The following is an 11,975-nucleotide window of genomic DNA, read 5'->3' as shown; positions in this document are numbered from 1 at the left end:
CGGCGGGCGGTGCAGGCGAGTGTGCCGACCTCCACCGCCAGGCTGTCCACCACGGCGGATGCGACGGCGTCCCCGTCGCGCGCGCAGTCCAGGACGGCGCGGTCGAGGCGCTCGGCGGCCCGGAGCGGGCGATCGGGCTGACCGCCGACCTGAGCGCCCCGGAGACGCCGGGGCGCCTGGTCGCCGCCGCCCGGGAACAGTTCGGCCGCCTCGACGGGGCGCTCGTCTCGGTGGGCGGGCCACCCCGGGGCACCGCCGCCCAGGTGACCGACGAGCAGTGGCGGGAGTCCTTCGAGACGGTCTTCCTGGGCAGCGTCCGCGCCGCCCGGACGGTCGCCGCCGCGCTCACCGACGGCGGCGCCATCGGACTGGTGCTCTCCACCTCGGCCCGCTCGCCGGTGCCCGGTCTGGGCATCTCCAACGGGCTGCGCCCCGGCCTGGCCGGGGTGGCCAAGGACATCGCCGACGAGTACGGTCCGCGCGGCGTACGCGTGGTCGGGCTGCTGCCGGGCCGGATCATGACGGACCGGAACCGGGAACTGCTGGCCGCCACCGGAGACGCCGAGCGAGCCCGCGCCGAGGCGGAGGCGGGCATCCCGCTGCGCCGGATCGGCGAGCCGGCGGAGTTCGGCCGGGTCGCCGCGTTCCTGCTCTCCCCCGCCGCGAGCTACGTCACCGGGGTCACCGTGCCGGTCGACGGCGGCGCGCTGCGCGGCCTGTGACGGGCAGCGAACGACCGGCTCGGGCCGGCCGCCGGCAGGCCGGTGTGCCCTCCCCCGACCCGGTGGGCCGCCGCCATCCCCGACCGAGCCGGGAGGAGCTGGCGGCGGCGGCCGACAAGCTCCTGCCGGATCTGATCGCGCCCGGGTTGGACGTGCTCTTCGTCGGGATCAACCCGGGGCTCTGGTCGGCGGCCACCGGCTGGCACTTCGCCCGGCCGGGCAACCGGTTCTGGCCGGCGCTGCACCGGGGCGGGTTCACCCCGCGCCAACTGCACCCCAGCGAGCAGGACGAGCTGCTGGGCTGGGGGCTCGGCATCACCAACCTGGTGGCCCGGGCCACCGCCCGGGCGACGAGCTGACCGCCGAGGAGCTGCTGACCGGTGCGGACATCCTGACCGGGAAGGTCGAGCGGTACCGGCCGCGGTGGGTGGCGGTGGTCGGGGTGACCGCGTACCGGATCGGGTTCGCCCGGCCGAAGGCGACGTTCGGCCCGCAGCCCGAACTGCTCGGCGCGGCCCGGCTCTGGGTGCTGCCCAACCCGAGCGGCCTGAACGCGCACTTCACCCCGGAAACGCTCGGCGCCGCGTTCGCCGAGCTGCGCGCGGCGGCGGCCGGCTGATCTCCGGTGTCCGTCGCCGCCGGGTCAGTTCGCCGCGGCGGGCGGCATCGCCTCGTCGGCCACGTACGTGACCATCGGCATGGTGATCACCGGCTCCGCGCCGGTGGCGTCGACGTACGGGGTGGGCGAGTCGGCGACCGCGAACTGGGTCCGGTACAACTCGGCGTAGAGGCCGCCGACGGCGACCAGTTCGTCGTGCCGGCCCCGCTCCACGATCCGCCCCTCGTCGAGGACGAGGATCTGGTCGGCGTCCCGGACGGTGGAGAGCCGGTGCGCGATCACCAGCGCGGTACGGCCGGTCAGCGCCACCGACAGCGCCCGCTGCACGGCCGCCTCGCTCTCCGAGTCCAGGTGTGCGGTGGCCTCGTCGAGGATCACGATCGACGGCGCCTTCAGCAGCAGCCGGGCGATGGCGATGCGCTGCTTCTCGCCGCCGGAGAAGCGGTAGCCCCGCTCTCCGACCGTGGTCTCCAGCCCGTCCGGCAGGGACCGGACCAGGTCGGCGACCTGCGCGCCGGCGAGCGCGGCCCAGATCTCGTCGTCGGTGGCGTCCGGCTTGGCGTAGCGGAGGTTCTCCGCGATGGTCTCGTGGAACAGGTGCGAGTCCTGGGTGACCACGCCGATCTCGTCGCGCAGCGAGGCGAGGGTGGCGTCCCGGACGTCGACGCCGCCGACCAGCACCTGGCCGTCGCTCACGTCGTAGATCCGGGAGATCAGCATGGACAGCGTCGACTTGCCCGCGCCGGAGGGGCCGACCAGGGCGACCATCTGCCCGGGCTCCACGGTGAACGAGACGCCCTTGAGCACCGGCTCGTTGATGGTCCGGTCCAGGGTGGCGACCTCCTCGAGGGAGGCCAGTGACACCTCGGCGGCGCTCGGGTAGCGGAACCGCACGTCGCGGAACTCGACCCGGCCGTTACCCCGGGGCACCCGGACGGCGTCCGGCTTCTCCTCGATGCCGGGGCGCAGGTCGAGCACCTCGAAGACCCGGTCGAAGGAGACCAGCGCGCTCATCACGTCGACCCGGACGTTGGAGAGCGCGGTCAGCGGCCCGTAGAGGCGGGTGAGCAGTAGCGCGAGGGTGACCACGGTGCCGGCGCTTACCCCGCCGGTGACCGCGAGCCAGCCGCCCAGGCCGTAGGTGAGCGCCTGGGCCAGGGAGGCCACCAGCAGCATCGCGACGAAGAAGGTCCGCGAGTACATGGCGGACTGGATGCCGATGTCGCGCACCCGCTCGGCGCGGCCCGCGAAGCGGCGCGCCTCCAGCTCGGGCGAGCCGAAGAGCTTGACCAGCAGCGCCCCGGCCACGCCGAACCGCTCGGTCATCGTCGCGTTCATCTTGGCGTCGAGGTTGTACGACTCGCGGGTGATCTCGGCGAGCCGCTTGCCGACCCGGCGGGCCGGGATGATGAAGATCGGCAGCAGGATCAGCGAGAGCGTGGTGATCTGCCAGGAGAGGGTGAACATCACGCCGGCGGTGAGCACCAGCTGGATGACGTTGCTGACCACGCCGGACAGGGTTGAGGTGAAGGCCCGCTGGGCCCCCAGCACGTCGTTGTTGAGCCGGCTGACCAGAGCGCCGGTCTGGGTCCGGGTGAAGAACTGCAACGGCATGCGCTGCACGTGGTCGTAGACCCGGGTGCGCAGGTCGAGGATGATGCCCTCGCCGATCCGCGCGGAGTACCAGCGCTGGGCCAGGGAGAACAGCGCGTCGGCCACCGCCAGCACGGCGATGACGACGGCGAGCCGGACGACCGCCGAGCCGGCCTCGGCGCCGCCGCGGTTGATCGCGTTGATCACGTCACCGGCGAGCACCGGGGTCGCCACCCCGATGACCGCGGCGATCACCACGGTGACCAGGAAGACCAGGATGTCGCGCCGGTACGGCCGCGCGAAGGCGACAATCCGCTTCGCGGTGCCGCGCTTGAGCTGGTGCGCGGTCACCTCATCCTGGCTGCGCATCGACCGGAGCATGCTCCAGCCCGCCATGCCCCCGCCGTTCATCGGACTGGACACTCGTCACCTCCGGGTCGTGGGCAGCCTGGGCCTCGGGTCAATTCTCCCGACGACTACGACAACCTCGCGAGTAACCCAGATCTTCCCCGACGGTCCTTACTATTCTGCTTCCTACTTCTTGCTCATTGCCGAGCGGTTCGGATGTTTCGCTCTCCGTCCGGTGGTGGCCGGGCTGGAGTCCTGGACCGACAGTCTGGTCCGGTGGCGATCGGTCCTGTCCTGCAGGATCTGCCTCACCTTGTGGTGCGGGGTGTGCAGGGCGATGTCGGGATCGCCTGCCCGGTGCAGGATGTTGATCGCGGCGTTCACGTCGGCCTGCCACACCACCCCGCACCAGGTGCAGTGAAACCGGTCCCCGCTGCGTCGGCCGAGTCGGCCGCAGCGGTGACAGGTTTGTGAGGTGTAGGCGGAGTTGACGGGAACGAGCGCAGAACCTCTGCGCTCCGACACGCTTCTGAGAGCCTCGGCGGTGACTCCTTTGGTCCACGCGGCGAGACGTCGGTTGATGTTCTTACCCAGCTTCTTGCGTCCGGCGAAGCGTTTGGTGAGGTCTTCGGCGACCACGGTGGCGGCCTTGTCCACGACCCGGTGCACGGCGGTGAAGATCTCCGTACGCACCCGGGCGCGGTGCCGGGCAGCCTGCCGGTCCCGTTTCACGGTCCCGAGGTTGTTGACCTTGATCCGGTGGGCTTTCGCTTGGTCACCACGCAGGGCCGCGGTGTTGGCGATCGAGCGCAGCTTCGCCCGACGCCGGTTGCGTTCCTTCAACCGGTCCGACTCGCTCGTCAGCAGTACGCCGAGCTGTACACCGTGGGGCTGGCCGTCGGAGTCGGTGAGGGCTTCGGTGTAGCCCTTGTCCACACCGACCATCCGCTGCCCGCACGGCCGCTGCGACGACCGCACCTGCGACGCGTCGATCTGATAGTGCACCTCGACCCGACCGCCGCGCAGAATCAGCCGCAGCGTCCCCGTCGGCGCGACCGTCGTCGACAGCGGGATCTTGACCATCTTGCGGGGCTTGAGACCGGGAACCGCCAGCCACAACCGGCCCCGCCCATCAACCGTCGTCTTGTACTTGTCGGCGCGCACCACAATTTGATCGTGCGTGCGATTCTTCCCGCGCTTCCAGTGCTTGCGCATCTGCCGAGCCAGGAACCGATTGCCAGCCCACCGGTCGGCCTTCAACGCGTCGAACATCCGCTCACGCTCGACCGGATCGCTCGTGCGCCGCAGGACCGCCCGACGCACCTCAACCTTGGCCGCCTCCAGGTTCGCTGCGATGTCGGCCATCGCGTCGCGGACGGTTTCCTTCCACGCATTCGCCAACACACCAAACCGCACGTGCGTGCCGTCAGCCAGCCACCGGTCCCGCACCTGCCGGTCCCGCAACCCCACCCCGGCACCGTTGATCGAGCCGTAACGCTGCCACACCTCACTACGCACCCGACCCAACCGACGGGCCTGCTCCACCAAGGCGGCGTACTTACCCGCGTTCATGCCCGTCGAGTAAGCGATGCGCGTGACCTTCACCGCTGACCAGCCTCGATTAGGTCCGCTCTTTCGAGTTCCTCGGCACGCACGGCCACCAGCGGATCCTTCACCAGTTCCTGCCGCGGGGACAACGCCACCCCGCCCGGCAAACTCACCCGATCCGGTAGACACTATGCACAACAAGCAACCATGGATAGACATGCAGAGAAAATCGACAACTAGTCACGCCTCGCCGTCCGGACTATTCTCCCCGACCCGCCAGATCACGCAGGCGGCGGGTCTGCGCCTCCCGCTCGGCGCGCTGCTGCTCGGCGTGGCTACGACCACTGGCGCCGGTGAGCAGCGCCTTGATCTCGACCACCGCGTCCCGGCTGCCGGCCAGCAGGCCGGCGGTCAGGTCCCGCACCGCGCCATCCAGCTCGGCGGTCGGCACGACGAGGTTGGCCAGGCCGATCCGGTCGGCCTCGGCGGCGTCCATCCGGCGGCCGGTGGCGCAGATCTCCAGCGCCCGGGCATAGCCGACCAGCCCGACCAGGCGCTTCGTGCCGGCGAGGTCGGGGACGAGACCGAGGGTCACCTCGGCCATGGAGAGCCTGGCGTCCTCGGCGAGCACCCGCAGGTCGCAGGCGAGGGCGAGCTGGAAGCCCGCGCCGATGGCGTGCCCCTGGACGGCGGCCACCGAGATCACGTCGGGGCGGTGCAGCCAGGTGAAACCGCCCTGGAACTCGGCGATCCGGTCGGCGCACTCCTGCTCGGGCAGGGTGGACAGCTCGGCGAAGGACCCCGGGCCGGTGGCGCCGGCCACCGACAGGTCGAGACCGGCGGAGAAGGACCGCCCCTCGCCGCGTACGACGACGACGCGGACGTCGCCGGGCAGCTCCCGGGAGAAGTCGCTCATCGCGCGCCACATCGCCGGGGTCTGGGCGTTGAGCACGTCGGCCGGCACAACGTCACCGTCGCGACCGGCCCGTCGCAGTCGAGTCGCACCCCGGTCGTCTCGGCGGTCACCGGACAGCCCGGGGCACGGCGGTGATGGACGACGCTGGCGGGCGGGTCACGCCTTCTTGCGGCGCCGGGCGCCGCCGCGCTGCCGCAGCTGCACCCCGGACTCGGTGAGCACCCGGTGGATGAACCCGTAGGAACGGCCGGTCGAGGCCGCCAGCGCACGGATGCTCTCACCAGAGGTGTACCGCTTTACCAGGTCCTTGGCGAGCGTCTGGCGCTCGGCCCCGATGATCCGGCGACCCTTCTCAGTGCTGGTGGCTGTGCCAGTGGAGGCCATGCTGATTCCTCACGTCGCAGACTGTGCGGTTCGGATACGGTCCCACCTATTAGACCGTCTCGAACGATCATGCGCCAGATATCAACTCTTCGCCAACCGACACGCTATGCGATGTCAGCTTCCCGATAGAGTGATCCTTCTGACCGGCTGACAGGCGGGTGCCGGACCGGCTCCGTCGGGCCACCCGGTCGATGGATCATGTTTCGCCGGTCCGCCCGTCGGGCCGTACGCTGCCTCGGGTGACGACCTGCTCGCCGCCGCGTCGGCCGCCGCCCTCGTGTTCGCCGCGACCAACGTCGACGACATCGTCGTGCTCACGGTGCTCTTCGTGGCCGCCCGCGGCGCCGGCCGACCCCGGCCCTGGCACATCGTCGCCGGCCAGTATCTGGGCATCGGCGCGCTGGTCGGCGCGGCGGTCGTGGTCGCGGCCGGGCTGCTCGTCGTACCCGACCCGTGGACCGGGCTGCTCGGCCTGCTGCCGATCGGCCTCGGGGTCCGCGCGCTGCTCGCCCGCGCCGCCGACGACGGGCCGCCGGCCGTGGTCGGCAGCCTGCTCGGGGTCGCCGGGGTGACCATCGCCAACGGCGCCGACAACATCGCGGTCTACGTGCCGGTGTTCCGCTCGCTGGACCCGGCGACCGGGCTGGTGTGGCTGCTGGTCTTCGCCGTCCTGGTCGCCGTCTGGTGCGCGGCCGCGCCCTGCTGGGCGGCCATCCCCGGGTGGTCCGGCTGGTGGGCCGCGCCGGCCACTGGCTGGTCCCCGCGGTCTTCATCGCGATCGGCGCGGCGATCCTGGTCGCCTCCGGCGTCCTCCCCCGCCTCGCCGACCTCGCCACCTGACCCCCAGGGTTGATCATGAAGGTGTTGTCGTGACCCCAAGCCGTGTCGGATGACAACAACGTCATGATCGACGCACCGGGAACGGGGGGTGGGGTGGGTCAGGCCAGCTCGACCAGTTCGAGGAGGTCGTCGCTCCAGGCGTCCTCGTCGCCGTCGGGGAGCAGGATCGCCCGGTCGGGCTTGAGCGCCAGGACCGCGCCCGGGTCGTGGGTGACCAGCACGATCGCGCCCGGGTAGCGGGCGATCGCGTCGAGCACCTGCTCCCGGCTGACCGGGTCGAGGTTGTTCGTCGGCTCGTCGAGCAGCAGCACGTTGGCGCCGGAGCAGACCAGGGTGGCCAGCGCCAGCCGGGTCTTCTCCCCGCCGGAGAGCACCCCGGCGGGCTTGTCGACGTCGTCGCCGGAGAAGAGGAACGCGCCGAGGATCTTGCGCAGGTCCGTGTCGGTCTGGTCGCTGGCCGCGCTGCGCATGTGCTCCAGGATCGTCCGGTCCACGTCCAGCGTCTCGTGCTCCTGGGCGTAGTAGCCCAGCCGCAGCCCGTGCCCGGCGTGCACCTCGCCGGTGTCCGGCTCCAGCAGGCCGCCGAGCATCCGCAGCAGGGTGGTCTTGCCGGCGCCGTTGAGGCCCAGGATGGCCACCCGGGAACCGCGGTCCACCGCCACGTTGACGTCGGTGAAGATCTCCAGCGAGCCGTACGACTTCGACAGGCCGGTCGCGGTGAGCGGCGTCTTCCCGCACGGCGCCGGGGTGGGGAAGCGCACCTTGGCCACCTTGTCGGCCTGACGTACCTCCTCCAGGCCCGAAATCAGCTTCTCGGCGCGGCGGGCCATGTTCTGCGCGGCGACCGTCTTGGTGGCCTTGGCCCGCATCTTGTCGGCCTGGGCCATCAGCGCGCCGGCCTTCTTCTCGGCGTTGGCCCGCTCCCGCCGGCGACGCCGCTCGTCGGTCTCCCGCGCCGCCAGGTACGCCTTCCAGCCCAGGTTGTAGACGTCCACCACCGAGCGGGTGGCGTCGAGGAACCAGACCTTGTTCACCACCGACTCCAGCAGCGAGCCGTCGTGGGAGATCACGATCAGGCCACCCTTGTGGTTGGCCAGGAAGCCGCGCAGCCAGGTGATCGAGTCGGCGTCGAGGTGGTTGGTCGGCTCGTCGAGGAGCAGGATGCCGCCACCGTTCTCGCCGGCGTCGCGGAACAGGATCCGGGCCAGCTCGATGCGGCGGCGCTGGCCGCCCGACAGGGTGCCGATGGTCTGCGCGAGTGCCCGGTCCGGCAGGCCGAGGTTGGCGCAGATCCGGGCCGCTTCGGCCTCGGCGGCGTATCCGCCGAGGGAGGCGAACTGGTCCTCCAGCGCGCCGTACCGGCGGACCAGCTTCTCGTCGACGCCGTCGGCGAGCTTGGCCTCGATCTCCTGCATCTGGGCCATCAGCACGTCGAGTCCCCGGGCGGAGAGCACCCGGTCCCGCCCGGTCACCTCAAGGTCACCGGTCCGCGGGTCCTGCGGCAGGTAGCCGATCGCGCTGCGCCGGTCGATCTGCCCGGCGTACGGCTGGCCCTCGCCCGCCAGCACCTTGAGCGTGGTGGTCTTGCCGGCGCCGTTGCGGCCGACCAGGCCGATCCGGTCGCCCGGCTGCACCCGCAGGGTGGTGTCGGACAGCAGGATCCGGGAACCGGCGCGCAGTTCCAGGCCGGTGGCAGTGATCATCTCGGGGTACTCGCTCTCGGGGTTCCGGAAGGGCTGACTCAGGGCACGCGAAAGCGCCGGCGGGTTCGATTTCCCGTCGGCGCGGGGCCGTTCAGCCTTCGCAGCGCAGCACCCGCCAAGTGTACCGGGCCGCCCGCGACACCCCGTCCGGATTACCGGGCAAGATCATCGGGTACCGAAATGCCGTCCGGACCCGGTCCGGTACCGCAACCACCACAAACGGATCAATCGGTGATCGGGGTCAACATGGAGCTGAACGAGAACGCGCGGATCGACACCAGCCAGGTGGACGACCGGCGGGGGTCCGGCGGAGGCGGCGGGATGGGCATTCCGATCCCGATCGGCGGCGGGCGCGGGGGCATCGTCGGCCTCATCATCGCCGTCCTCGTCGCGCTGGTCGGTGGCGGCTTCGGGCTGAACGCGATGAACGACGGCGGCGGGTCGCAGCAGGGCGACAACACCTCGCTGCAGCAGAAGTGCTCGGCGCAGGACGCGCTGGAGCAGCTCGACTGCCGCAACACCCTGTACGTCAACTCGATCCAGGCGTACTGGACCAAGGCCCTGCCGGAGGTCTTCGGCGAGCAGTACCAGGCGTCCAAGACCGTCTTCTTCAGCCAGGGCGTCAACACCGGCTGCGGGCAGGCCGACTCGGGCGTCGGTCCGTTCTACTGCCCGGCCGACGACCTCGTCTACATCGATCTCACCTTCTATAAGCTCCTCGCCGACCAACTCGGCGCCGAAGGCGAGTTCGCCCAGCCGTACGTGCTGGCCCACGAGTACGGTCACCACGTCCAGGACCTGCTCGGCACCGAGGCGCAGATGCGCCGCCAGCAGCAGCGCGACCCGAACAACGCGAACGCGCTGTCGGTGAAGCTGGAGCTCCAGGCCGACTGCTATGCCGGCGCCTGGGCCAAGAACGCCACCGGCACCTCCGACGCGCAGGGGCAGAAGATCTTCAAGAGCGTCACCGAGCAGGACATCCAGCAGGCGGTCGACACCGCCGAGAAGATCGGCGACGACGCGATCCAGCAGCGCTCGGGCCGGCCGGTGAACCCGGACGAGTTCACCCACGGCACCTCCGAGCAGCGCCAGCAGTGGTTCACCAAGGGCTACTCCACCGGCGACCCGAAGGCCTGCGACACCTTCGGCGGCAGCCTCTGACGCCGACCGCACCGCACCAGGACCTCGGCGCCGTGGCGGGCGACCCAGCGCCGGGGTCCCTCCGTGGTGGCATCACGATCGCCGTGCGGGCACCACATGCATGACGTCCGGGCAGGACTTGGTCATCGAGGGCTTGTGGTCATCCGAGCCGGGATACCTGGTAGTGGCTGATGAACCAGGCCTCGCCGATCCGGCGCACGATCACGCCGAGGTGGACGGTCAGGACCGGCCGGTCGGTGAAGGCGAAATCCACACTCAGGTAGCCGAGGACAAGGTCGTCGACCAGGCGCCGGGTCTCGCGGATGTCGTACGCGGCGGTCAGGCCGATCGGCTGGGCGGCGTAATACCCGGCGACGCCGTCGCGGCCGACGGTGTACGGGTGCAGGCCTTGGAAGATCGCGTCGTCGGTGAAGTACGACGCGACGCGATCGGGGTCGTGGGCGTTGACGGCGGACCTCCACTGGTCGAGGACGGTACGCAGAATCTGCGCCTCGGTGCTGGTCATGGTGGTCTCCCGTGCTGTTGGGCGGATGGGCGGATGAGAGCGGGCGGCAGGGCGGGTAAGGGTGACGCGCCATGTCGGCACGCTCGGTCTCGACACCGGCATGGCATGGATCCCGTCGGGCGACCCGGTCCGGTTTACCGGGCCGGCTGACCCGGGTCGTTCGGATGCGGTGACAACGGCGTGACGGAGTCGTGCCGCCACGCGCGCAGCGGCATCGACGCGAGGACCATTTCCAGCTGATCCGCATCGTCCGCGCGGAAAAGTCCCCACGTACGCCACTCGCCCGGCGCCAGCGGCGGCCGCCACAGCCGCAGAAGACTGCCCTGCGCCGCCAGCTCGGCCGACCGCGCCGCCTCGCGCTTGCGCATCTCGGCGACCTCATCGTCTGACGTGCCGTTCGGCACCGTGGTGACCATGTCAACAAGAAACTCCACTGCTCATACTCCCTTCGCCGGGCGCACAACACCGCATATTTTGTGCGGAAACTGCTCTTATGGGACGCGACTGCCGCCCCTGGTTCCTCGGCGGGTGCGGCCACCGCGGGTACCGCCGCCAACCGCTGAGGTCAGCCGGCGCGGTCGGGTGCCGGGTCGCGGACCAGGATCCGCACCGCACGGGCGGCGGCGATCGCGCCGACCAGCACCGCGTGCCGGGGTTCCGGCACGTCGAGGAGCCGCTCGGCGCGCAGCGCGGCCAGCGGCGCGAGCCGCCGCTCGGCCAGGACGATGTCCACCGCGCGACGGTCCCCGCCGCAGACCAGGGCGCTCAGGATCGCCGCCTCCGGCAGCAGCAGGCGGACGGCCAGCTCCACCGCGTCGGCCAGGGCCGCCTTCGCCTGGTTGTCCCGGCGTCGGGCGAAGCGCTGCTGGGACCAGCCGCCCGCGGCGGTCCGCCCCTGCACGTACCGGGTGTCCACCTTGGAGACCACCAGCTCCTCTCCCACGGCGACGCCGACCGCCGCCGCGCCCTTGCGGGCCAGCAGCAGGCCGAGCCGACGCGCGCGGCGGCCGCGGCCACGAAGCCGGGTACGTCGGCGGCGGCCGGAGCCCGGGCGGGTGTGCAGCTCGGCCGTCGCGCGTCCGGGGCGGCCAGCAGCAGGCCGTACGCCTCGACGGTGGTGGTGGGCGGGCCGTGCCGGTCGGCGAAGCCCTCGACCCAGCGGGCGACGCGGGCCGGGTCGACCTCGACCCACCGGCCGCCCCCGGCTGCGGGTCGGCTGGTCACCGCCCGAACCTACGGCACGGCGGCCACGTCCGCGCTCCCGGCCCCCGGTCAGCCGCCCAGCAGATACTCGCTCCCGGCCCCGGATCGGCCGGGCAGCAGATCCGCGCGCCCGGCCCCCGGTCAGGCCGGCAGCAGGGTGGCCACCGCCAGGGCGGCGATGAGCGCGCTGGAGACCAGCCCGGTGACCAGCCGGCCCCGGGGTCCGGCCAGTGCCCGGCCGACCAGCGTGCCGCCGCCGGCGACGAGCAGTTGCCAGCTCGCCGAGGCGAGGAACGCGCCCGCCACGAAGAGCGCCGCGGCGGCGGCGTCCGGGTCGGCCGCGTCCCGCCGGCCGAGCACCAGCGCCGCGAAGTAGAGCACGGTGGCCGGATTGAGCAGGGTCAACCCGAGCACCCCGGCGAAGGCCCGACCC

General features: G+C 71.7%; 11 protein-coding genes and 2 pseudogenes. 4 read left to right on the top strand and 9 right to left on the bottom strand.

Going from position 1 to position 11,975, the window contains the following annotated elements; translation table 11 throughout:
• Together JNW87_RS25840 and mug are read left to right on the top strand one after the other, a co-directional pair.
• Positions 1-722 (top strand): SDR family oxidoreductase (locus tag JNW87_RS25840; protein WP_238454573.1); only part of this gene is annotated, 722 nt, incomplete at its 5' end.
• Positions 723-766: 44 nt separating this feature from the next.
• Positions 767-1,341 (top strand): annotated as a pseudogene (gene mug / locus JNW87_RS25835) (G/U mismatch-specific DNA glycosylase).
• A 24-nt stretch (positions 1,342-1,365) separates the two neighbouring features.
• Here mug and JNW87_RS25830 read toward each other — a convergent pair.
• The 4 genes and pseudogenes from JNW87_RS25830 to JNW87_RS25815 form a co-directional block, all read right to left on the bottom strand.
• Positions 1,366-3,345 (bottom strand): ABC transporter ATP-binding protein, encoded by a 1,980-nt coding sequence (locus JNW87_RS25830; RefSeq protein WP_109805475.1) that lies wholly within the window; start codon positions 3,343-3,345, stop codon positions 1,366-1,368.
• Positions 3,346-3,468: 123 nt separating this feature from the next.
• Positions 3,469-5,019, bottom strand: a complete 1,551-nt coding sequence (locus tag JNW87_RS25825) for an RNA-guided endonuclease TnpB family protein (protein ID WP_201749997.1) — start codon at positions 5,017-5,019, stop codon at positions 3,469-3,471.
• A gap of 70 nt (positions 5,020-5,089) precedes the next feature.
• Positions 5,090-5,856, bottom strand: a pseudogene (locus JNW87_RS25820) (enoyl-CoA hydratase/isomerase family protein).
• 46 nt (positions 5,857-5,902) lie between these two features.
• Complete coding sequence (locus JNW87_RS25815; protein ID WP_109805478.1) at positions 5,903-6,130, bottom strand: helix-turn-helix domain-containing protein; 228 nt, start codon at positions 6,128-6,130, stop codon at positions 5,903-5,905.
• A gap of 277 nt (positions 6,131-6,407) precedes the next feature.
• Between JNW87_RS25815 and JNW87_RS25810 the strand changes: the two genes are divergently transcribed.
• A complete protein-coding gene (locus tag JNW87_RS25810) occupies positions 6,408-6,983 on the top strand; it encodes a cadmium resistance transporter (RefSeq protein WP_238454572.1) in 576 nt (191 codons plus the stop codon).
• 85 nt (positions 6,984-7,068) lie between these two features.
• Here JNW87_RS25810 and JNW87_RS25805 read toward each other — a convergent pair whose 3' ends face one another.
• Positions 7,069-8,673, bottom strand: coding sequence for an ABC-F family ATP-binding cassette domain-containing protein (locus tag JNW87_RS25805; RefSeq protein WP_109805479.1), 1,605 nt, complete (start codon positions 8,671-8,673; stop codon positions 7,069-7,071).
• Positions 8,674-8,919: 246 nt separating this feature from the next.
• On the opposite strand from JNW87_RS25805, the gene JNW87_RS25800 reads away from it, so the two are divergent.
• On the top strand, positions 8,920-9,834 hold the full coding sequence (locus JNW87_RS25800; RefSeq protein WP_109805516.1) for a neutral zinc metallopeptidase: 915 nt from the start codon (positions 8,920-8,922) through the stop codon (positions 9,832-9,834).
• Between the two features lie 139 nt (positions 9,835-9,973).
• Here JNW87_RS25800 and JNW87_RS25795 read toward each other — a convergent pair whose 3' ends face one another.
• From JNW87_RS25795 to JNW87_RS25780, 4 genes are all read right to left on the bottom strand, one after another.
• Positions 9,974-10,339, bottom strand: coding sequence for an SgcJ/EcaC family oxidoreductase (locus JNW87_RS25795; RefSeq protein WP_109805480.1), 366 nt, complete (start codon positions 10,337-10,339; stop codon positions 9,974-9,976).
• 134 nt (positions 10,340-10,473) lie between these two features.
• Entirely contained in the window at positions 10,474-10,773 is a 300-nt protein-coding gene (locus tag JNW87_RS25790; RefSeq protein ID WP_109805481.1) for a muconolactone Delta-isomerase family protein, read from the bottom strand.
• A gap of 131 nt (positions 10,774-10,904) precedes the next feature.
• A complete protein-coding gene (locus JNW87_RS25785) occupies positions 10,905-11,531 on the bottom strand; it encodes an acVLRF1 family peptidyl-tRNA hydrolase (RefSeq protein ID WP_309234047.1) in 627 nt (208 codons plus the stop codon).
• Between the two features lie 152 nt (positions 11,532-11,683).
• Positions 11,684-11,975 (bottom strand): LysE family transporter (locus JNW87_RS25780; RefSeq protein WP_238454571.1); only part of this gene is annotated, 292 nt, incomplete at its 5' end.

Source organism: Micromonospora sp. ATA51, assembly GCF_016802855.1.
GTDB classification, from domain to species: Bacteria; Actinomycetota; Actinomycetes; order Mycobacteriales; family Micromonosporaceae; genus Micromonospora; species Micromonospora sicca.
This window is presented reverse-complemented; position numbering and strand designations above follow the sequence as displayed.